Raw genomic sequence first — 20,637 nt, 5'->3', positions numbered from 1 at the left:
GTGCCTGCTCTGTTCATCGCCGTCTCGGCGCAGGCCCAGGAACCCCTGTCGGTTCAGTTTCAGCCCTATCATTTCGAGACTTTCCCCGAGCTGGAACTGGTGCCGCTGTTCCCCGTCGAGGAACTGCCGGTGCGCCTCGAACTGCCGGACTATGTCGCTCCGCCGCCTTACATCGCCGCGTCGCCGCCGCGCCTGCCGGGCAATGTGAAATCGATGCTCGAAGCGGCGGTCAAGACCAAGGATTCCGCCGTCGTCGGTGCCGTGGTGAAGGCCGCGCTCTCCACGCAGCCTTATGACAAGGACGAGATCCGCGCGATCCACCAGGCGTTCCTGGATGCGAACGCCCAGGAGATCGCGGACAAGGCGAACGCTGAAAGGGAGCGCATCCGCCGCGCCGCGCTGCTGGAGCTGTGGACGGGCAAAGTCGAACTCGGTGCCTTCCGCGCAACCGGCAATACCAGCAATTTCGGCTATACCGGCGCGGTCAAGCTCGACCGCAAGGGCCTCAACTGGCAGCACACCGTGCAGCTCAATGCCGATTATCAGAAGGACCGCGGGGTCGTTTCGCGCGAACAGTACGGGGCCAGCTACCAGCCGCGCTACACACTGAACGACGGCCTCTTCACATATGGCCGCGTGCAATACGAAAAGGACCGGATCCAGGGCTTCCTCGACCGTTACTCGCTGTCCGGCGGTCTCGGCTACCGCGTCCTGAAGCGCGACAATGTGACGCTCTCGCTGGAAGTCGGACCGGCGCTTCGCCGCACGCGCTACGTAACCGTGCCGCAGGAAACGACATGGTCGGGACTGACATCGATCGATTTCGACTGGCAGGTCGGGCCGACGATCAAGCTGACACAAGATGCCTCGTCCTACATCGAGACCGGCAACAGTACCTTCACATCGGCCACCGGCCTCGAAGCCGGCATGGCCAAAGGGCTGAAGGCGCGGATGTCCTATTCGATCGAGCATGAAACCTCGCCGCCGGACGGATCGCTGCGGACCGACACCATCTCGCGCTTCTCACTGGTCTACGGCTTCTGAAGGCTGTAACGGGCGGCGCATGAACCCCCGTTTCGAATTCTCCATCCACGCCACCGACGGCAAGGCCCGCACCGGCGTCATCAAGATGCGTCGCGGCGAAATCCGCACGCCCGCCTTCATGCCGGTGGGTACCGCTGCCACCGTGAAGGCGATGAAGCCGCAGGACGTGCGCGCCACCGGCGCCGACATCATCCTGGGCAATACCTACCACCTCATGCTGCGCCCCGGCGCCGAGCGCGTCGCGCGGCTTGGCGGATTGCACAAGTTCATGAACTGGGATCGCCCGATCCTGACGGACAGCGGCGGCTATCAGGTCATGAGCCTCTCGGATCTGCGCAAGATCACGGAGAACGGCGTGACCTTCGCTAGCCACCTCGACGGATCGCGCCACTTGCTGACGCCCGAGCGCTCGATGGAGATCCAGCGTCTGCTCGGCTCGGATATCGTCATGTGCTTCGACGAGTGCCCGAAGATCGACCAGCCGCGCGACGTGATCGCGCGCTCGATGGAAATGTCGATGCGCTGGGCGAAGCGCAGCCGCGACGGTTTCGACAGCGGCGGCGAACATGCGGCCAATTCGGCGCTGTTCGGCATCCAGCAGGGCGCGCTCGACGAAGGTCTGCGCAAGGCGAGCGCCGATGCGCTCACCGACATCGGCTTCGACGGCTATGCCATCGGCGGTCTTGCCGTGGGCGAAGGGCAGGAGGCGATGTTCGCCACACTCGAATTCGCACCGGGCCAGCTTCCCGCCGACCGCCCGCGTTACCTCATGGGCGTGGGCAAGCCAGACGATCTGGTGGGCGCCGTGGAGCGCGGGGTCGACATGTTCGATTGCGTCCTGCCCAGCCGCTCGGGGCGCAATGGCCAGGCCTTCACTTGGAACGGCCCGCTGAACTTGCGCAATGCCCGCCATGCTGAGGACAACAATCCGCTGGACGAGCGCTGCAAGTGCCCGACTTGCGGGACCTACAGCCGGGCCTACCTCTACCACCTCGTCAAGTCCGGCGAGATCCTCGGCGCCATGTTGATGACCGAGCACAATATCTCGTTCTACCAGCAGCTCATGCAGGGCATGCGCGAGGCCATCGCCGCAGGCACTTTCGCGCAGTTCGCGGCCGATTTCCGCCGCGATTATTTCGGCGGACGCGACGGGTAGCCTGAAAGGGGCGTGCCGGTCTCCTTCCGGCATGATGGGAGCTTGGGGCGAGGCGGAGGTGATGTTCGGGGCTAATCCTAAGAGGCCAGCCCAATTCGTCGCTCTCCTAAGCCGCCACACATCCTTCGTCATTGCGAGCGTAGCGAAGCAATCCAGAGTCGCGTAGAGCCGCCCCTGGATTGCTTCGCTACGCTCGCAATGACGATGTGTATTGGGCAACCGACGACGATGTGTATTTGGCAACCGACATAGTATCAGCAGGCGCCATCACATTTTGCGAAGATCGCATCGCGTTGGCAGACGGCGGTGCGTTGGTGGCGCATCGCGCGGACGCGGCTTCGAGTATCCGGAATAACCCGGCGCTACCGATCCAAGGCTGTCAGCGAGGCCCAAAGGCCCGCATACTCACCGCCCTGGATCAGGCGGGCTCCAATCCTTCTTCCAGATCTTCGTGGAGCGCGCCGATCTCTAGCTTGGTGCCGACGTACGTCACAAAGCGTCCGGTTCTGGAATCGAGGAATCCGGCACCGATCTCGGCCGCGAACTGCTTGGCGGTTTCGAGGTCGGGGTACCATTTGCCAGTGCGATTGGGAGTGATGAAACGATATCGGGACATGATGCAGGTCTAATGCACAAGTTCCATGTCCGTTCCCTGACAGAACCAACGATTCGGCGCGGTTTTTCAGCGTTTTGGCGCAGCAAAAATAAGACTGCGCAGGGCAACAAAAAGGGCGGCTCCGCGAGGGAGCCGCCCTTCCTATTTCTGGCCGATAGGCCCGAAACTTAGCGCGAGTAGAACTCGACGACCAGGTTCGGTTCCATCTTCACCGGATAGGGCACTTCGTCCAGCGAGGGAACGCGAACGAAGGTCACCTTGTCGGTGCCGTCCTGAGCGACGTAGTCGGGGACTTCACGCTCGGGCAGGTTCTGGGCTTCGATGATCAGCGCCATTTCCTTGGCCTTGTTGCCCAGGCTGATGACGTCGCCGACCTTCACGCGACGCGAAGCGATGTTGCACTTCACGCCGTTGACGCGGATGTGGCCGTGCGAAACGATCTGGCGAGCCGCAAAGATGGTGGGCGCGAACTTCGAACGGTACACGACCATGTCCAGGCGCTGCTCGAGCAGGCCGATCAGGTTCTGGCCGGTGTCGCCCTTCATGCGCGAGGCTTCCTGGTAGGTAGCCTTGAACTGCTTCTCGGTCACGTCGCCGTAGTAGCCCTTGAGCTTCTGCTTGGCGCGGAGCTGCAGACCGTAGTCAGACAGCTTGCCCTTGCGGCGCTGGCCGTGCTGGCCAGGGCCGTAGCTGCGGCGGTTGACCGAGCTCTTCGGGCGACCCCAGATGTTCTCGCCCATGCGGCGGTCGAGTTTGTACTTGGCGCTTTTACGCTTCGACATAAGTCGTTCTCCTTTTCTGCTGCCGCTGCCACGGTGGAAGCGGTCCATGTTTTCCCGGGGCGCACCATTCCGCCTAATATGCGGAATGCGGCCGCCGCTTCACCGGGGTGCGGGGCCGAATGGACAGACCTGTCAAGAAGGCAGGCGCCATGTGAAGGGGTGCCCCATACGGGCTCGGGCAGGAATGTCAAGCGAGATGGCGTTTTTGGACAATCCGCAGCAGCGGTGCCGCTACCCGGCGACAGCCGGGCAAAAAGATCCTATGTAGGCCGCCGGTCTGAGTCGGTATTCTGACGGCAGTGTCATTCAGGAGATTGGCCATGACGACAGAACAGGAGCTTGCCTTCCGATCGGCGACCAGCGAAACCGTTTATGCGGCAATCGAGCTGAGCAAGAAGAGTTGGGTCATATCCGTAGCCCACCCTGACCAGCCCAAGCCGAGCATCTATCGTCTGCCAGGCGGCGATTTTGATGCCTTGGTGACGCGGCTTCGCAAGGTCGCCGGATCGATCCCGAGAATCGTGATCTGTTATGAGGCGGGCTACGATGGGTTCTGGCTGGCGCGCCGCCTGACCAGTTCAGGGATCGAGTGCCGGGTACTGGATCCCGCCAGCCTGCAGGTGAACCGTCGTGCACGCAGGGTGAAGACGGATCGCATCGATGCCCTGATGCTGCTCCGGGCCGTCATCGCGATTGACCGGGGCGATCATCATGTATGTGCTGTCGTGCGCGTTCCCGATGTCGAAGAAGAAGATGCGCGCCGATCGCACCGGGAACGGCAACGTCTAATCCACGAGCGCACAGCCCACATCAACCGGATCAAGGGCCTGCTTTTTGGACAAGGGATCAGGGGTATCGAACCAAAGCTGCGCGCGACCCGGATTGATTTTGCCTCCCTTGTCACCGCCGAAGGTAAATCGCTTCCCGAACGCCTACGCCATGAACTCGAACGTGAATATGCACGGCTGGCTTTGGTCGAAGAGCAAATCCGCTGCGTCGAGAAGGAGCGCGACATGGCTGATGCGCAAGACCCCGCCATCGAGCAGAAGCGCCAGATGCTTCGCCTGCTCCCCGGAGTCGGCGGAACGACTGCCGCCATCATGGCGCGGGAAATCTTCTCACGGCAGTTCAGCAGCCGCTCGCACCTGGGTTCCTATCTCGGGCTGACACCGAGTGCCTACGACAGCGGCTCGACGACGAAATGTCAGGGCATCTCAAAAGCTGGCAACAGCTGGGCTCGGCGCATCCTCATCGAGATCGCCTGGATCTGGCAGCAAAAACATCCCGAAAGTCCGCTGACGAAATGGTTCAGGGCGCGAACACAGGGGCAATCGCCGCGCATGCGCCGGATCATGTTGGTGGCTATGGCCCGCAAGCTGGCAATCACGCTGTGGCGCTATGTCGAAACTGGCCTCATACCTGAAGGATTGGTGATACCAGACAAGGCGGCTGCGGCCTGATAATCAGCCTTTGAGAGTTCAGGCCCCGGCCAGGGCCTGAAAGCGGGGTGACGGGCTTCGAGAGTATGATTGGTGCGAATGCACCGACAAAAAGTGTGAAACCGTCCCCTTGAACGTCTGAGCTGTGCATGCAGGATTGTGGCAAGCCGTCATGGAGCTGCCGGATATAAGTTGATGCGCCAGGCGCACGCCTGCACGAGGACGATCAACCCCGCCGATCTCGACAGAATGAAAAAGGCAACCGGACAAGGTCTGCCGCAGGTTCTGCGCGCGCCACTTGACACGAGACGCCACATATAAATCAATCTCGCGGGCGACGCTTGTTTCCGAGGGCAGAGAGCACACCGCGAAGGGTGCGCACTTCGAGGTGATTCCAGCCCGGCTTCGTGAGAAGATTGCGCAAGGTCAGCCGGTTGGCCGCCGCACGCGTTTCGGGCCAGAAATAGTTCTTGGGTTCGAGCAATTGCTCGAAGTGGCCGATGAGGCCTTCCAATTCGTCTTGCGGGGCAGGGGGAAGCAATTCCTCCTGCGTGGGCTGCGCGAGTTCGCCGGACGCCGCGGCGCCCTTCGACCATTCGTAAGCGCAGAGAATTACCGCCTGCGCCAGGTTGAGCGAGGCGAATTCGGGATTGATCGGCACCGTCAGGATCGCGCGGGCGAGCGCGACGTCCTCGGTCTCCAGGCCCGAACGCTCCGGCCCGAAGACATAGGCCGAGCGGGCGCCGGTGGCTTCCGCTGCGGCGTGGATTTCACGCGCGGCCTGCTCGGGGGTGACGACGGGCTTGGTGACGCCGCGCTTGCGCACGGTGGTGGCGTAGACATTGGCGCAGTCTGCCACGGCTTCGGCCAGCGTCTCGAAGACTTCCGCCTGCTCCAGGACGACGTCGGCGCCTGCCGCAGCCGGACCGGCCGAGGGATTGGGCCACCCGTCGCGCGGGGAGACGAGACGCATTTCCACGAGGCCGAAATTCAGCATGGCGCGCGCGGCCTTGCCGATGTTCTCGCCCAGTTGCGGGCGGACCAGCACGACGACCGGCTTGTTCACGTCAGTCATTCTTGCTGCCTTCCATGGCGCCCGGACCCGCGACATCGCGGACTGTTCCGGCAAATTCCTCGAAGTCACGCGCTTCGTTGAAGGCGCGGTAGACCGAGGCGAAGCGGATATAGGCAACGGAATCGAGCTGGCGCAGGCCTTCCATCACCATTTCCCCGATCTCGCGCGAGGATACTTCCGATTCCCCCAGGGTCTCGACCTGGCGCTGCACGCCGGAGACCAGTTGGTCGATCTTCTCGCGCTCGATACCGCGCTTGCGGCAGGCGAGCGTGGCCGACTGCTCGATCTTCGCGCGGTCGAACGGCTCGCGGGTGTCGTCGCTTTTCACCACGGTGATTTCGCGAAGCTGCACGCGTTCGAATGTGGTGAACCGCGCGCCGCAGCTGGAACACTGGCGGCGGCGGCGGATCGCGGTATTGTCCTCGGTCGGGCGGCTGTCCTTGACCTGGGAATCGTCGTGAGCGCAAAAAGGACAGCGCATTCAGTCAGCTACTTTCAAAACTTGAGAGACTTTCAGGGGCGCACGCGCTTGTAGAACTGGTATCCCGCACCGACCGCAAGGCCGAGCGGGATAGACACGAACGGCAGCACGGCGGCCGCGACCGCACCCGCCGCGCCCCAGATCAAGACCGGCTTGGTGGAGGGATGGCCCATGCCATCCTGAAGCATTCCGGCCAGCTCATGGCGGGCGTCGGACATGAAATCACCGGTGTCGTTGGGGCGGTTCGGGTCGGTCATGGCACTGGGGCTCCTGAAATCAGTCCTCGTAGATCGGGAATCGATCGCACAGCGCTTCAACGCGCGCACGCACGTTCTGCTCCACCTGAGCGTCGCCCGCTTCGCCGCACTTGGCAAGGCCGTCGAGCACGTCGGCGACCATGTTGCCGATTTCGCGGAATTCTTCCGGGCCGAAACCGCGCGTGGTGCCGGCCGGCGAACCGACGCGGATGCCGCTGGTCTTCATCGGCGGCAGCGGATCGAAGGGGATGCCGTTCTTGTTGCAGGTGATGCCCGCACGTTCCAGCGCCTCGTCCGCGTCCTTGCCGGTCACGCCGAGCGGCGAGAGGTCGATCAGGGCGAGGTGCGTGTCGGTGCCGCCGGAGACGATCGCTGCGCCGCGTTCCTTCAGCGTTGCGGCGAGTACCTGGGCGTTCTCGATCACGCGCGCGGCGTAGTCCTTGAACTCAGGGCGCAGCGCTTCACCGAAGGCCACGGCCTTGGCGGCGACGACGTGCATCAGCGGGCCGCCCTGAAGGCCGGGGAACACTGCCGAGTTGATCTTCTTGGCGAGCGCCTCGTCATTGGTGAGGATCATGCCGCCACGGGGGCCGCGCAGCGTCTTGTGCGTGGTGGTGGTGGCGATGTGCGCGTGCGGGAACGGCGAGGGGTGCAGGCCAGCGGCGACGAGGCCGGCGAAGTGCGCCATGTCGACCTGGAACAGCGCGCCCACGGCGTCGGCGATTTCGCGCATGCGCTTGAAGTCGATCACGCGCGGATAGGCGGAGCCGCCGGCGATGATCAGCTTGGGCTGGTGCTCCTTGGCCAGGGCCTCGACCTCATCGTAGTCGATCAGGTGGGTGTCCTTGGTCACGCCGTACTGCACGGCCTTGAACCACTTGCCCGAAAGCGCGGCGCGCGCGCCGTGGGTGAGGTGGCCGCCGGCATCGAGGCTCATGCCCATGATGGTGTCGCCCGGCTTCACGGTGGCGAGGAGAACCGCGCCGTTGGCCTGCGCGCCCGAGTGAGGCTGGACGTTAGCGAACTGGCAGTCGAACAGCTGCTTGGCGCGTTCGATGGCGAGCGTCTCGACTTCGTCCGAAGGCTCGCAACCCTGGTAGTAGCGCTTGCCGGGGTAGCCTTCGGCGTACTTGTTGGTCAGCACCGAGCCCTGGGCTTCCAGCACGGCCTTGGAAACGATGTTTTCCGAGGCGATCAGTTCGATCTGCTTGCGCTCGCGGCTGAGTTCGTGGCCGATGGCCTTGGCGACGGCGGGGTCGCTCTGGGCAACGCCGTCAGTGAAGAAACCGGCGGAACGGATGGCGGTATCTACAGTCATGTTCGGGTTTCTCCGTTTCAGAAGACGGGGTTGGAAAGCTTTTCGACGCGGCCCGCGTGGCGTCCGCCACCGAACTCGGCCGAAAGGAAGGCATCGAGGCAGGCCTTGGCCATGTCTTCGCCGGTCAGGCGCGCGCCCATGGCGATGACGTTGGCGTCATTGTGCTCACGCGCCAGCGCGGCGGAGAGCGGCTCGGATACGAGCGCGCAGCGGCATGCGGGATCGCGGTTCACGGCAATCGAGATGCCGATGCCCGAGCCGCAAAGCGCGACGCCGAACTGGACCGTACCGTCGGCAACGACGGAGGCCAGCTTGTAGCCGTAGTCGGGATAGTCGACACGGTCCGCGGTGTCCGGGCCGAGGTCGGCGACTTCGTGGCCTTGCTCGATAAGGTATTCACGCAGGGTCGCCTTGAGGTCGATGGCGGCGTGGTCTGAAGCAATCGCAATGCGCATGGGATCGGGCTGCCTGTCCTGATGCGGAGATTCGTTGCGCCTCCCCTTAGTCGTGACTTCGTCGCATTGCGAGTCTTGCGCGCGAACGGATTCGAAAGGGACTGGTTCCCCGTGAGGGAAGTGGCATTGTGCGCGGGGAATGTTACCGGAATTTCAGGAGGATCGCATGAAAAACGGCAAGTGGCTGATGGCGGCGATCCTTCTGGCCATCGTGCTCGCTATCCTGGGCACGACACCGCCGCGCCCCGCGCCGGTTTCCGCGCCGCCCGCGGAATTCTCGGCCATGCGGGCCATGGGCGATATCGAGCGCATTGCCCGCGCGCCGCATCCCAGCGGCTCGGACGAGCACGCGGCCTTGCGCGGTTATCTGATGCAGCGCCTGGGCGGATTGGGGCTGACCGTGCGTACGCAGGACGGGCAGTTTCCGGAAGGCGCGCGCGCGGCGCTCAACCGGCGCAGCGGGGCGAAGGCGCAGCGCATTCCGCTGGTCAATGTGCTGGGGCTGCTGCGCGGCAAGGAGCCGAATCTCCCGGCCGTGGCGCTGATGGCCCATTACGACAGCGTCTGGGGCTCTCCGGCAGCGGCGGACGACGGCGCGGGTGTGGCCTCGATTCTTGAAACGGTGCGCGCGCTTTCGCTCGATCGCGACCGGAAACGCGATGTGCTGGTGATCCTGACCGATGGCGAGGAAGCCGGGCTGAACGGGGCGAAGATGTTCTTTGCCGAGGCGGGCGAGGCAGGGCGGATCGGCGCGATCGTCAATCTGGAGACCCGCGGGGGCGGTGGGAAGGCCAATCTGTTCCAGACTTCTGCGCTGAACGGCGAAGCGGCGCGGATTTGGGCGGCTTCCGCGCCGCATCCGGCGGGCACTTCGCTGGCGACGTTCATCTACAGCATTCTGCCCAACGACACCGACCTGAGCGTCGCCCTGCCGCGCGGCTATGCCGCCTGGAACTTCGCCTTCATCGGCAGGCCCGGGCTCTATCACTCGCCGCTGGCGACTGCGCAGAACCTTGATCGCGGCGCGCTTCAGCAGATGGGCGAGCAGACCCTGGGACTGGCGCGCGCCTTGACGCAAACCTCGGAACTGCCGCGGGGGGCGCCGGACATCGTGTTCTTCGATGTCTTCGGCCTGTTCGTGTTCCACTATGCGCCGTGGTGGGGCTGGGCGATGCTGGCGGTGGCTTTCGCGGGCTATGGCATGATGGCCATGCGGCGGTTCGATCCTCCGACGCTGGCGGGCGGGGCAGTGCGGATGCTGGCGCTTGTCGTGCTCACCGGCGGGTTGCTCTGGGCGCTGAACCTGGTGTCCGGAGCGGACGGCCCGGTGAACTATTACGACCGGCTGGCGGCGATCCCGAGGCTTCAGGTGGTGGCCTTGTGCGGTTCGCTCGCGGTGGGGCTGGCGTTGCTCTGGCGGCGGCCCGATTCGGCATCGGGCGAAGTGGGGCTGGTCCTGCCGGTCTGGCTGGCCGGAGCGGCGTTCCAGGTTTTCGCGCCGACGGCGGCCTATGTCCTGACCGTGCCCTTGCTGCTGGGCGGTGTGGTCGCCTTGCTGCGAGGCGCGATGCCCAGGCGCGACCCGGTCCTTGCGAGCGTGATCGTTGCGGCGCTGGTGACAGGCTATGCGCTGCTCCTGGGCTATTCGCTGATGCAGGCGGTGGGGCCGGTCGTTCCGATGGTTTGCCTGGTGCCGCTGCTGATGGCGGTGCCGGTGCTCGTGCCGCTAAGGCGGCCGCTGCCGAAAGGGGCGGCGCGAGGGGCGGCCGCGGCGCTGCTGGTGCTGGCGATCGGGATCGCGCTCTGGGTGCGGTGGGACGCCCCGGCAGCAAGCGTGGCGGCCTACGACCAGGTTCGTAAGCTCGGGGTGAAGGGCTAAGGGTTATTCCGGATGAGGAAAGACTGTAGTCTTGCGATTACCGCAAGCTGCGGGCAGCCTCGTGGCGGTTTTGACCCGCAGAAGGGAGAGCGACCGTGAAGCGTATTGTGCTGTCGACATTGGGTATGGCCGGCATTCTGGTGATGGCGGGATGCATGGAGACCATGCCGGGACCGGACCGCCCCCATCGGCCGCCTCCGCCGCGCCCTGAGCAACCGGCGATGTGCACGCGGGAATATGCGCCGGTATGCGCGGTGAAGCGCGGTAAGCGCCAGACTTTCAACAATGCCTGCATGGCGCGGGCGAAGGGCTACGACGTGGTCGATCAGCGTCCTTGCGGACGATAGCCCGGCGGACGAAGACCGAAAAAAAAGCCCCGCTTCGGCGGGGCTTTTTCCTGAGATTTCGCTGCTTTCACTGATCGAGGAACGAGCGCATCTTGCGGCTGCGGCTCGGGTGCTTGAGCTTGCGCAGCGCCTTGGCCTCGATCTGGCGGATACGTTCGCGGGTAACCGAGAACTGCTGGCCGACTTCCTCAAGGGTGTGGTCGGTGTTCATGCCGATGCCGAAGCGCATGCGCAGCACGCGCTCCTCGCGCGGGGTCAGCGAGGCAAGGACGCGGGTGACCGTTTCCTTGAGGTTCGCCTGGATCGCCGCATCCACCGGGATGATCGCGTTCGTATCCTGGATGAAATCGCCGAGGTGCGAATCTTCCTCGTCGCCGATCGGCGTTTCAAGCGAGATCGGCTCCTTGGCGATCTTCATCACCTTGCGGACCTTTTCGAGCGGCATGGACAGGCGCTCGGCCATTTCCTCGGGCGTGGGCTCGCGGCCCTGCTCGTGAAGGAACTGGCGGCTGGTGCGGACCAGCTTGTTGATCGTCTCGATCATGTGCACCGGGATACGGATCGTGCGGGCCTGATCCGCGATCGAACGCGTGATCGCCTGACGGATCCACCAGGTGGCGTAGGTCGAGAACTTGTAGCCGCGGCGGTACTCGAACTTGTCGACCGCCTTCATCAGGCCGATGTTGCCCTCCTGGATGAGATCCAGGAACTGAAGGCCGCGGTTCGTGTACTTCTTGGCGATCGAGATCACCAGGCGCAGGTTCGCCTCGACCATTTCCTTCTTGGCGATGCGCGCCTCGCGCTCGCCCTTCTGGACCATGTTGACGATGCGGCGGAACTCGGGAAGCGCCATGCCGGTGGCGGCGGCGATGTCCGAGACTTCCGCGCGGATGCGCTCGACCGGATCGACTTCGGCCTCGGCGAAGGCCGCCCACTTCTTGTCCTTCTTGGCCATGTCGGTGAGCCAGGTGTCGTCCAGCTCGCGGCCGACATAAGTCTCAAGGAAATCGGCACGCTTGACCTTGTGACGCTCCGCCAAGCGCAGCATCTGGCCGCCCAGCGTGGTGAGGCGGCGGTTGAAGGCGTAGAGGTTGTCGACGAGATATTCGATCTTCGTCGCGTGGAACTTCACCGATTCGACCTGCGCGGTCAGGTCTTCGCGCAGCTGCTGGTACTGGTCTTCCTTGGCGGCCGGGAAGTCGATGCCCAGCGCCAGCGCGTCGAGACGCTCCGACTGGAGGCGCTCGAAGGCCTGGAACAGCTCGGTGATGAGCATGAACTTCTCAAGCGCTTCGGGCTTGAGGGCCGCTTCCATCTGGGCGAGGCTGAGGGTGTTGTCCTCTTCCTCTTCCTCGGCTTCGCGCTTGGGGATCGGGTTGCCGTCCTCGTCGACTTCGTCGCCGGACTCTTCCTCGACTTCGTCCTCGTCCTTGAACGAGGGGCCGGCGGTCTTTTCGCTGATCTCGCCGTCGTCGTCGCCTTCACCGTCCTCGGACAGGCTTTCCGGCGCGGGCTCCTTCGAGAGCATGGCGTCGAGATCGAGGATCTCGCGCAGCTGCATCTCGCCGTTGTTGAGCGCTTCGGACCACTGGATGATGGCGTGGAACGTGATCGGGCTCTCGCAGAGGCCCAGGATCATCATGTCGCGGCCGGCTTCGATCCGCTTGGCGATGGCGATTTCGCCCTCGCGGCTGAGCAGTTCGACGGCGCCCATCTCGCGCAGGTACATGCGCACGGGGTCGTCGGTGCGCTCGACCGTTTCCTTCTTCTTGGTATCGACCACCATGCGGGGCGAAACGTCGTCCGAATCGGACTCCTCGTTGTCGCGGTCGTCGTCTTCCTGCTGGCCTTCGGAATCTTCATCGCTCTCGACGATGTTGATGCCCATTTCGGAGATGGCCGCCATGATGTCCTCGATCTGTTCGGAGGACATCTGGTCTTGCGGGAGAGCTTCGTTCAGTTCGTCGTAAGTAATGACACCCCGGCGCTTGGCGCGGGCGATCAGCTTCTTGATCGCGCCTTCGTTCAGGTCGATCAGCGGTGCGTCGGTCCCGTCGTCGCCGCCGGTGTTGTCGTTCTTGCTCATTCTTCGCCGTTATCCCCGTGCATTCAACCCGATTATACCGTCAGGAAGAAGCCGCCTGTCTTGTCGCCATTTGCCTGAGCCGACTATCAAATTCCAGCTTTCTCTTGAGCAGGCGCTGCTGATCGGCAAATGCCTCTTCAGACAACTCGCTTTCGAACCTTGCCGTTGCCTGAGCCAATGCCGCATCCAGAACCGGACGCTCTACCAGGAGGTCTATTGCCTGGGCCAGATCCTCTGCCGCCTGGTCCGGGCCGGTATCGGTGTTCAGGAACCCGAAGCGCAATCCCGAGTATTCTGCGGTGCCGGGAATCTCCAGACCATTCTCGACCAATATGGTGGCGAGGTGGTCGCTTTCAAGCGCGCCGCTGGCCTGGCAGCAATCGAGCAGCAACCCGAAGCGCGGATCGAGCCCGGGGGTGCGGGCCAGTGCCTCGGCGTGGCGGCGAACCTGCGCAGGCCATTGAATAAGCCCGGCAAGCACTGCGGCCGAGAGCGCATCCCGCGCGCCTCCGCCGGTTGCCCGGCGCAGGCGTTCGAGCGATTCGGGGGTCGATTCGGCCTGGGGTTGCCAGCGGCCGTTCTGGAAGTTCCCACGACCGCCGCGCGGCTGGTTTGCACGGAATTGGCCGCCACCACCTCCGCCGCCACCCTGCTGCCAGCGGCTTTCACGCTTGGGAAAGGCGAATTCGGAATAGCGATCCTGCAATTCGCGCCGGTAGAGGCTGGCGATATCCGGGTGCTGAATCGCATCGACATGCGCCATCAGGCGGGCCTTGAGGCCGGCCTTGTCCTCGGGCGTGGTCAGCGGCTGCGCGTCGCGCTCCACTTCCCAGAGCACTTCGATCAGGCTTCTGGCCGCGCCGAGAATCTCTTCCATGGCCCGGGCGCCGCGCTGTTTGATGAGATCGTCCGGGTCGAGACCTTCGGGAAGGCGCACGATGCGCAGGGAATGGGCAGGGCGGAGCAGGGGCAGGGCGCGGGTGACGGCGCGCATCGCCGCGCGCTGGCCCGCCGCATCGCCGTCGAAGCAGAGCACGGGCATTTCGACATGGCGCCAGAGCATCTCGATCTGCTGCTCGGTCAGCGCCGTGCCCAGCGGGGCGACGCATTCGCCGATCCCGGCGGCCGCCATGGCGACCACGTCCATGTAGCCTTCCACCACCACCATCCGGCCCGACTGGCGCGCGGCAGGCGCGGCGCGGTGGAGGTTGTAAAGCGTGCGGCCCTTGTCGAAGAGGGGCGTGTCCGGGGAGTTCAGATACTTCGGGGCATCCGTTTTCTCCTTGGAGAGGATGCGCCCGCCGAAGGCGATGACGCGGCCGCGCGCGTCCTCGATCGGCAGCATGAGGCGGCCGCGGAAGCGGTCGTAGGGATCGCGGTTCTCAACTTCGATCCGCAGGCCCGCCTCGATCAGCATCGCTTCGGGGAACTTGCCCAGCGCTTCCTTCATCGCCTGCCGCCCCTCGGGCGCGAACCCGAAGCCGAAGCGCTGGAGGGTATGGGCATCGAAGCCACGCGTGCCGAGATAGGCGCGCGCCGCCTCTCCGCCGGGCGACGACAGGTTCTGCACGAACCAGGCTTGCGCGGCGGCCATCACGTCATGAAGCGTATCGCGCTTTTCCGCCGCTTTGGCTGCGCGCGGATCGGGAGCAGGGACGTCCATGCCCGCCTCGGCCGCCAGCTCCTTGACCGCGTCCATGAACGACAGGCCCTGATGGTCCGTCATCCAGCGGATCGCATCTCCATGTGCGCCGCAGCCAAAGCAGTGATAGAAGCCCTTTTCGTCGTTGACGGTGAAGCTTGGAGACTTCTCGTTATGAAACGGGCAGCAGGCCTTGAACTCGCGCCCCGCCTTCGTGAGGCGGGTCGAGCGACCGATCAGCGCAGACAGCGTTACCCGCGTGCGCAGTTGGTCGAGCCATTGGGGAGTAAGCACGGTCCTGCCGCCCGATTTCGTATCAGGTCAGGCCAGCGCCGCCTTCACCCAGCCCGAAGCCTTGCCCATGTCGAGCTGGGTGCCGTGGCGCGCCTTCAGCGCGGCGACGACCTTGCCCATGTCCTTCATGCTCTCGGCACCGACTTCGGCCTTGATGGCCTCGATCAGGGCCTTGGTCTCTTCCTCGGAGAGCTGCGCGGGCAGGAAGGTTTCGATCACTTCCAGTTCGGCCTTCTCGTCGGCGGCCTTTTCGGGACGGCCACCTTCCTCGAAGAGCTGGATCGATTCGCGGCGCTGCTTCACCATCTTCTGGAGCACGTCGATCACCATGGCATCGTCGTCCGGAAGAGAATCGGCGGTGCGCAGTTCGATGTCGCGGTCCTTGATCTTGGCAAGGATGAGGCGCACGGCGGCGAGACGCGGCTTGTCGCCCGTCTTCATCGCGGTGATCTGGGCGGCCTTGATCGAATCACGAAGCATTGTTTTCCTGCTGTTCTGATAGGTTTGGGGAAGTGTCGTGGCGCAAAACTAGCAAGCCGCGCGCCAAATTGCACCTCTCGCGCCTTGACGCGGTGCACAACCCTCTCTAGCGGGCAGCCCTTAGCACACATAGTCAGAAACGCCGTAAACGGAGCGACCCACCATGGCCGACGCCGCATATACGCTTGCGCCCAAACCTGAAGGGGCGACAGGCGTTCTCGTCCTGAGCGATGGACACGTGGTCTGGGGCCGCGGCTTTGGAGCCGTCGGCGAAGCAGTCGGCGAAGTCTGCTTCAACACCGCGATGACCGGATATCAGGAAGTGATGACCGACCCGTCCTACGCGGGCCAGATCGTCACTTTCACGTTCCCCCACATCGGCAATGTCGGTGTCAACGACGAGGATCTCGAATCCAGAGTCGATGGCGCCGTGGCCTGCGTCGTCCGCGAAGACGTGACGTTGCCCTCGAACTTCCGCTCTGCCGGTGAGTTCGGCGACTGGCTCGCGCTCAAGGGCAAGGTCGGTCTTTCGGGCGTCGACACCCGCGCGCTCACCCGCCGCATCCGCCTGCAAGGCGCACCCAACGCCGTCGTCGCCCATAACCCGGACGGCGAGTTCGACATTCCCGCGCTCATCCAGCGCGCCCAGGAATGGCCGGGCCTCGAAGGCATGGACCTTGCCAAGATCGTCAGCCGCGAAATTCAGGAGGGCTGGGAAGGCTCGACCTGGGAACTCGGCCAGGGCTTCGGTGCGGCGGAGGGCGACGCTCTCCCGCATGTCGTCGCCATCGACTACGGCGCCAAGGACAACATCTTCCGCAACCTGGTGAAGGCCGGTGCACGCGTTACTGTGGTGCCTGCCGAGACCTCGCTCGACGCGATCCTCGCGCTGGAGCCGGCGGGCGTGTTCCTCTCCAACGGCCCGGGTGACCCGGCGGCGACCGGCGAATATGCCGTTCCCGTGATCCGCTCGCTGCTGGAGCGCGACGTGCCGATCTTCGGCATCTGCCTCGGTCATCAGATGCTCGGCCTTGCGGCTGGCGCAAAGACCTCGAAGATGCACCAGGGCCATCGCGGCGCCAATCACCCGGTGAAGCGCCTGGATGACGCCGTCGTCGAGATCACCTCGATGAACCACGGCTTCGCGGTCGACAACCAGACCCTGCCGGAGAACGTGGAGGAGACGCATGTCTCCCTGTTCGACGGTTCGAACTGCGGTATCTCGATCAAGGGCAAGAAGGCCTTCGGCGTGCAGTATCACCCCGAAGCCAGCCCCGGTCCGCAGGACAGCTTCTACCTCTTCGAAAAGTTCGTGGGGATGCTGGCCTGATGGGATTGGCGGGTCGGGCTCTTCTGGCGGCATCCGTGCCGCACCCCGCATCGGCGATCATTGCCGGTGCGGCCCAGCGAGCTTTCGACCCGGCATGTCCCTTTGCCTATGCAGTCGGGAGCCCGGCCTTGGTGCCGGGAACCCACCAGAGGCAAGGGGCCATACGATGACCGACCTTATCGACCACATGATCGCTTACTATATTGCCGGACAGGCTGCCGAACTCACGGTTGCGCCGCGGTTCTACCCTTACGGTGAACTGCAGCTCATCTTCGAGGACAAGGTCTCGGTGGCCGTTCGCAAGTTCGGCCCCAAAGTGCGCAAGCACGCCAAGGAAGCCGGCAAGGTCTTCATCGACCGGATGCTCGAAACGGGCGCCTGGTCGACCACGGAGGGCGAGTACGGCGGTTCGATGCACCAGTTCCAGGCTGACCGATACCGCGCGGTGATCCGCGAGGAGCAGGACAGCAACCCGATCATTCTTCAAGCCAAAGCCGAAGGCCCGGATTACTGGGACAAGGCGTTTGGCGAGCTGGTGGCCTAGGCCGCCAGTCCGACATACAAGACACACAGGACACCCCAGGACAGCCCATGCCCAAGCGCACAGACATCTCCTCGATCCTCGTCATCGGCGCCGGCCCGATCATCATCGGCCAGGCCTGCGAATTCGACTATTCGGGGACCCAGGCGATCAAGGCGCTCAAGGAAGAGGGCTACCGGGTCGTCCTGGTGAACTCGAACCCGGCGACGATCATGACCGATCCGGACATGGCCGACGCCACTTATGTCGAGCCGATCACCCCGGAAGTGGTCGCCAAGATCATCGAGAAGGAGCGCCCGGATGCGGTGCTCCCGACGATGGGCGGGCAGACCGCGCTGAACTGCGCGCTGGCGCTGTTCAACGACGGCACGCTGGAGAAGTTCGGCGTGCAGATGATCGGCGCGGACGCCGACGCCATCGACAAGGCCGAGGATCGCCAGCGCTTCCGCGACGCGATGGACAAGATCGGGCTGAACTCGGCGCGCTCGGGCGTGGCCCACACTCTGGACGAAGCGTTCGCGGTGCTGGAAACCACCGGCCTGCCTTCGATCATCCGTCCCAGCTTCACGATGGGCGGCACCGGCGGCGGCATTGCCTACAACAAGGCAGAGTTCGAGGCGATCGTCCGCTCGGGCCTCGATGCCTCTCCCACCACCGAAGTGCTGATCGAAGAATCGCTGCTCGGCTGGAAGGAGTATGAGATGGAAGTCGTGCGCGACAAGCACGACAACTGCATCATCATCTGCTCGATCGAGAACGTCGATCCGATGGGCGTCCACACCGGCGACTCGATCACCGTGGCCCCGGCGCTGACGCTGACCGACAAGGAATACCAGATCATGCGCAACGCCTCGATCGAGGTGCTGCGCGAGATCGGCGTCGAGACCGGCGGTTCCAACGTGCAGTTCGCGGTCAACCCGAAGGATGGCCGCCTGATCGTCATCGAGATGAACCCGCGTGTCTCGCGCTCGTCCGCGCTGGCTTCGAAGGCCACCGGCTTCCCGATCGCGCGCGTCGCGGCGAAGCTGGCCGTGGGCTTCACGCTCGACGAGATCATGAACGAGATCACCGGCGCCACGCCGGCCGCGTTCGAGCCGACCATCGACTACGTCGTCACCAAGATCCCGCGCTTCGCTTTCGAGAAGTTCAAGGGCGCCAAGAACGACCTCACCACCGCGATGAAGTCGGTGGGCGAAGTCATGGCGATCGGCCGCAACATCAAGGAATCGATGCAGAAGGCCCTGCGCGGCCTGGAAACCGGTCTCGACGGTTTCAACCGCGTGGTCGAACTGGAAGGCGCCGGGCGGGACGTGATCACCGCCGCACTCTCCAAGGCGACGCCGGACCGTCTGCTGGTGGCGGCCCAGGCCTTCCGCGAAGGCTTCTCGGTCGACGAGATCCACGCCATCGCGCACTACGACAAGTGGTTCCTGCGCCACATCGAAGAGATCGTCGCCGAAGAGGCGCAGATCATGAAGCACGGCCTGCCGATCGATGCGCAGGGCCTGCGCCGCGTCAAGGCCATGGGCTTCTCGGACAAGCGCCTTGCCACGCTCGCCGTGCGCTCGGTCGGCGTGGCCGGCGGCATGGGCGAAACCCAGGCGAAGAGCTCGGGCCTCGTGCACGACGCGCTGCGCGCCATGGCCGGCGCCACCAGCGAGAACGAAGTGCGCAAGCTGCGCCAGAAGCTGGGCGTCCACCCGGTGTTCAAGCGCATCGACTCTTGCGCGGCCGAGTTCGAGGCGGTCACGCCCTACATGTATTCGACCTACGAAGCGCCGATCTTCGGTGAGCCGGAGAACGAGGCGAACCCGTCGGATCGCCGGAAAATCGTAATCCTCGGCGGCGGTCCCAACCGCATCGGCCAGGGCATCGAGTTCGACTACTGCTGCGTCCACGCCTGCTTCGCGCTTGCCGAAGTCGGCTACGAGACCATCATGGTCAACTGCAACCCGGAAACCGTGTCGACCGACTACGACACCTCCGACCGCCTCTACTTCGAGCCGCTGACCGCCGAAGACGTGCTGGAAATCCTGCGCGTAGAGCAGCAGAACGGCGAACTGGTCGGCGTGCTGGTGCAGTTCGGCGGCCAGACCCCGCTGAAGCTGGCCCAGGCGCTTGAGGACGCGGGTATCCCGATCCTCGGCACCTCGCCGGACGCGATCGACCTTGCCGAAGACCGCGAGCGCTTCTCCGCGCTGGTCGACAAGCTGGGCCTGAAGCAGCCGGCCAACGGCATCGCCCGCAGCCGCGATGAAGCGGTGAACGTCGCCAACCGCATCGGCTATCCGGTGCTGATGCGCCCCAGCTACGTGCTCGGCGGCCGCGCGATGGAAATCGTCGACAGCGAGCAGCAGCTTGACGACTACATCACCACGGCCGTGCAGGTTTCGGGCGACAGCCCGGTGCTGATCGACCAGTATCTGCGCGATGCGATCGAATGTGACGTCGACGCGCTTTGCGACGGCGACCAGGTCGTCGTGGCCGGCGTCATGCAGCACATCGAGGAAGCGGGCATCCACTCCGGCGACAGCGCCTGCTCGCTGCCGCCTTACAGCCTGCCGGCCGAGATTATTGCCGAGATGGAGCGTCAGGCCGAAGCGCTGGCCTTCGGCCTCAGCGTGCGCGGCCTTATGAACATCCAGTTCGCGGTGAAGGATGGCGAGGTCTACCTTATCGAAGTGAACCCGCGCGCCTCGCGTACGGTACCCTTCGTTGCCAAGGCACTCGGTCAGCCGGTCGCCAAGATCGCCAGCCGCGTCATGGCGGGCGAAAAGCTGGCCGATTTCCCGCCCTTCAAGCGCGACCTGCCGTACATGGCGGTCAAGGAAGCGGTGTTCCCCTTCGCGCGCTTCCCCGGCGTCGATCCGGTGCTGAGCCCGGAAATGAAGTCGACCGGCGAAGTCATGGGCATCGATGCCGACTTCCCGACCGCGTTCCTCAAGGCCCAGCTCGGCGCCGGCATGCGCCTGCCCGATAGCGGCACGGTGTTCGTCTCGGTGAAGGACAGCGACAAGGCGGTGATCCTGCCTGCGGTACAGTCGCTGGTGAAGGAAGGCTTCCGCATCGTCGCCACGTCGGGCACCCACAAGTACCTGAGCGAAGCCGGTCTGCCGGTGGAACTGGTGAACAAGGTGGCGGAAGGTCGTCCGCACATCGTCGACAAGATCGTCGATGGCGATATCGCGCTGATCTTCAACACCACCGAGGGCTGGCAGAGCCTGAAGGATTCGCAATCGATCCGCGCTTCGGCGCTCACAGGCAAGGTGCCGTACTTCACGACAGCGGCTGCCAGTGTCGCTGCTGCACAGGCAATTTCTGCACAGCGCGGGAGCCAGCTTGAAGTGCGTTCGTTGCAGGATTATTATAGCTGAAATCGATCTAGCCTCCCCACATCGCTGCAGATCGGCCCAGT

Annotated in this window: 18 protein-coding genes; 8 read left to right on the top strand and 10 right to left on the bottom strand. The window is 64.3% G+C overall.

Features of this window, described 5'->3' with window-relative positions; translation table 11 throughout:
- Together ACZ1J6_RS11745 and tgt are read left to right on the top strand one after the other, a co-directional pair.
- Positions 1-1,044 (top strand): DUF481 domain-containing protein, encoded by a 1,044-nt coding sequence (locus ACZ1J6_RS11745; RefSeq protein ID WP_431567452.1) that lies wholly within the window; start codon positions 1-3, stop codon positions 1,042-1,044.
- Between the two features lie 19 nt (positions 1,045-1,063).
- Entirely contained in the window at positions 1,064-2,200 is a 1,137-nt protein-coding gene (gene tgt, locus ACZ1J6_RS11740) for a tRNA guanosine(34) transglycosylase Tgt (RefSeq protein ID WP_431567453.1), read from the top strand.
- 418 nt (positions 2,201-2,618) lie between these two features.
- Here the strand turns inward: tgt and ACZ1J6_RS11735 are convergent, their stop codons facing one another.
- A complete protein-coding gene (locus ACZ1J6_RS11735; RefSeq protein WP_134092953.1) occupies positions 2,619-2,816 on the bottom strand; it encodes a hypothetical protein in 198 nt (65 codons plus the stop codon).
- 167 nt (positions 2,817-2,983) lie between these two features.
- Positions 2,984-3,598: a 30S ribosomal protein S4 gene (gene rpsD / locus ACZ1J6_RS11730; RefSeq protein WP_021235709.1), complete on the bottom strand. Its 615-nt coding sequence runs from the start codon at positions 3,596-3,598 to the stop codon at positions 2,984-2,986.
- 320 nt (positions 3,599-3,918) lie between these two features.
- On the opposite strand from rpsD, the gene ACZ1J6_RS11725 reads away from it, so the two are divergent.
- Entirely contained in the window at positions 3,919-5,058 is a 1,140-nt protein-coding gene (locus ACZ1J6_RS11725) for an IS110 family RNA-guided transposase (protein ID WP_431567454.1), read from the top strand.
- A gap of 301 nt (positions 5,059-5,359) precedes the next feature.
- On the opposite strand, the gene ACZ1J6_RS11720 is transcribed toward ACZ1J6_RS11725, so the two are convergent.
- Genes ACZ1J6_RS11720 through rpiB form a run of 5 tightly spaced genes read right to left on the bottom strand, consistent with a single transcriptional unit; the run spans position 5,360 to position 8,623 of the window.
- Positions 5,360-6,112, bottom strand: a complete 753-nt coding sequence (locus tag ACZ1J6_RS11720) for an RNA methyltransferase (protein ID WP_132262915.1) — start codon at positions 6,110-6,112, stop codon at positions 5,360-5,362.
- Positions 6,105-6,593, bottom strand: a complete 489-nt coding sequence (gene nrdR / locus ACZ1J6_RS11715) for a transcriptional regulator NrdR (RefSeq protein ID WP_132262913.1) — start codon at positions 6,591-6,593, stop codon at positions 6,105-6,107. The genes ACZ1J6_RS11720 and nrdR overlap by 8 nt, the downstream gene beginning before the upstream one ends.
- Before the next feature lie 32 nt (positions 6,594-6,625).
- A complete protein-coding gene (locus ACZ1J6_RS11710; RefSeq protein WP_132262912.1) occupies positions 6,626-6,850 on the bottom strand; it encodes a hypothetical protein in 225 nt (74 codons plus the stop codon).
- A gap of 19 nt (positions 6,851-6,869) precedes the next feature.
- Positions 6,870-8,168, bottom strand: a complete 1,299-nt coding sequence (glyA, locus tag ACZ1J6_RS11705; protein ID WP_431567455.1) for a serine hydroxymethyltransferase — start codon at positions 8,166-8,168, stop codon at positions 6,870-6,872.
- Between the two features lie 17 nt (positions 8,169-8,185).
- A complete protein-coding gene (rpiB, locus tag ACZ1J6_RS11700; protein ID WP_132262908.1) occupies positions 8,186-8,623 on the bottom strand; it encodes a ribose 5-phosphate isomerase B in 438 nt (145 codons plus the stop codon).
- A gap of 166 nt (positions 8,624-8,789) precedes the next feature.
- On the opposite strand from rpiB, the gene ACZ1J6_RS11695 reads away from it, so the two are divergent.
- The gene (locus ACZ1J6_RS11695) at positions 8,790-10,502 is read left to right on the top strand and encodes a M28 family peptidase (protein ID WP_431567456.1); all 1,713 of its coding nucleotides are present in this window, start codon (positions 8,790-8,792) and stop codon (positions 10,500-10,502) included.
- A gap of 95 nt (positions 10,503-10,597) precedes the next feature.
- Positions 10,598-10,849 (top strand): hypothetical protein, encoded by a 252-nt coding sequence (locus tag ACZ1J6_RS11690; protein WP_132262905.1) that lies wholly within the window; start codon positions 10,598-10,600, stop codon positions 10,847-10,849.
- Between the two features lie 67 nt (positions 10,850-10,916).
- On the opposite strand, the gene rpoD is transcribed toward ACZ1J6_RS11690, so the two are convergent.
- The 3 genes from rpoD to ACZ1J6_RS11675 are packed head-to-tail and all read right to left on the bottom strand — an operon-like array spanning position 10,917 to position 15,351.
- On the bottom strand, positions 10,917-12,935 hold the full coding sequence (rpoD, locus tag ACZ1J6_RS11685) for an RNA polymerase sigma factor RpoD (RefSeq protein ID WP_132262904.1): 2,019 nt from the start codon (positions 12,933-12,935) through the stop codon (positions 10,917-10,919).
- A 40-nt stretch (positions 12,936-12,975) separates the two neighbouring features.
- Positions 12,976-14,871 (bottom strand): DNA primase, encoded by a 1,896-nt coding sequence (dnaG, locus tag ACZ1J6_RS11680; RefSeq protein ID WP_431568550.1) that lies wholly within the window; start codon positions 14,869-14,871, stop codon positions 12,976-12,978.
- 27 nt (positions 14,872-14,898) lie between these two features.
- On the bottom strand, positions 14,899-15,351 hold the full coding sequence (locus ACZ1J6_RS11675; RefSeq protein ID WP_431568551.1) for a GatB/YqeY domain-containing protein: 453 nt from the start codon (positions 15,349-15,351) through the stop codon (positions 14,899-14,901).
- 163 nt (positions 15,352-15,514) lie between these two features.
- Between ACZ1J6_RS11675 and carA the strand changes: the two genes are divergently transcribed.
- From carA to carB, 3 genes are all read left to right on the top strand, one after another.
- Positions 15,515-16,681 carry a glutamine-hydrolyzing carbamoyl-phosphate synthase small subunit gene (carA, locus tag ACZ1J6_RS11670; protein ID WP_431568552.1) on the top strand — a complete coding sequence of 389 codons (1,167 nt, stop codon included), beginning with the start codon at positions 15,515-15,517 and terminating at the stop codon, positions 16,679-16,681.
- A gap of 166 nt (positions 16,682-16,847) precedes the next feature.
- Complete coding sequence (locus tag ACZ1J6_RS11665; RefSeq protein WP_132262897.1) at positions 16,848-17,225, top strand: hypothetical protein; 378 nt, start codon at positions 16,848-16,850, stop codon at positions 17,223-17,225.
- Between the two features lie 47 nt (positions 17,226-17,272).
- Entirely contained in the window at positions 17,273-20,596 is a 3,324-nt protein-coding gene (gene carB, locus ACZ1J6_RS11660) for a carbamoyl-phosphate synthase large subunit (protein ID WP_431568553.1), read from the top strand.
- Positions 20,597-20,637 lie beyond the last annotated feature (41 nt).

The organism is Novosphingobium sp. BL-S-21 (genome assembly GCF_055521655.1).
This window is presented reverse-complemented; position numbering and strand designations above follow the sequence as displayed.

Coding starts and splice junctions, on each gene's coding strand:
- tgt (WP_431567453.1), top strand. CDS start 1,064: ATGAACCCCCGTTTCGAATTCTCCATCCACGCCACCGACGGCAAGGCC.
- ACZ1J6_RS11735 (WP_134092953.1), bottom strand. CDS start 2,816: ATGTCCCGATATCGTTTCATCACTCCCAATCGCACTGGCAAATGGTAC.
- rpsD (WP_021235709.1), bottom strand. CDS start 3,598: ATGTCGAAGCGTAAAAGCGCCAAGTACAAACTCGACCGCCGCATGGGC.
- ACZ1J6_RS11725 (WP_431567454.1), top strand. CDS start 3,919: ATGACGACAGAACAGGAGCTTGCCTTCCGATCGGCGACCAGCGAAACC.
- ACZ1J6_RS11720 (WP_132262915.1), bottom strand. CDS start 6,112: ATGACTGACGTGAACAAGCCGGTCGTCGTGCTGGTCCGCCCGCAACTG.
- nrdR (WP_132262913.1), bottom strand. CDS start 6,593: ATGCGCTGTCCTTTTTGCGCTCACGACGATTCCCAGGTCAAGGACAGC.
- ACZ1J6_RS11710 (WP_132262912.1), bottom strand. CDS start 6,850: ATGACCGACCCGAACCGCCCCAACGACACCGGTGATTTCATGTCCGAC.
- glyA (WP_431567455.1), bottom strand. CDS start 8,168: ATGACTGTAGATACCGCCATCCGTTCCGCCGGTTTCTTCACTGACGGC.
- rpiB (WP_132262908.1), bottom strand. CDS start 8,623: ATGCGCATTGCGATTGCTTCAGACCACGCCGCCATCGACCTCAAGGCG.
- ACZ1J6_RS11695 (WP_431567456.1), top strand. CDS start 8,790: ATGAAAAACGGCAAGTGGCTGATGGCGGCGATCCTTCTGGCCATCGTG.
- rpoD (WP_132262904.1), bottom strand. CDS start 12,935: ATGAGCAAGAACGACAACACCGGCGGCGACGACGGGACCGACGCACCG.
- ACZ1J6_RS11675 (WP_431568551.1), bottom strand. CDS start 15,351: ATGCTTCGTGATTCGATCAAGGCCGCCCAGATCACCGCGATGAAGACG.
- carA (WP_431568552.1), top strand. CDS start 15,515: ATGGCCGACGCCGCATATACGCTTGCGCCCAAACCTGAAGGGGCGACA.
- ACZ1J6_RS11665 (WP_132262897.1), top strand. CDS start 16,848: ATGACCGACCTTATCGACCACATGATCGCTTACTATATTGCCGGACAG.
- carB (WP_431568553.1), top strand. CDS start 17,273: ATGCCCAAGCGCACAGACATCTCCTCGATCCTCGTCATCGGCGCCGGC.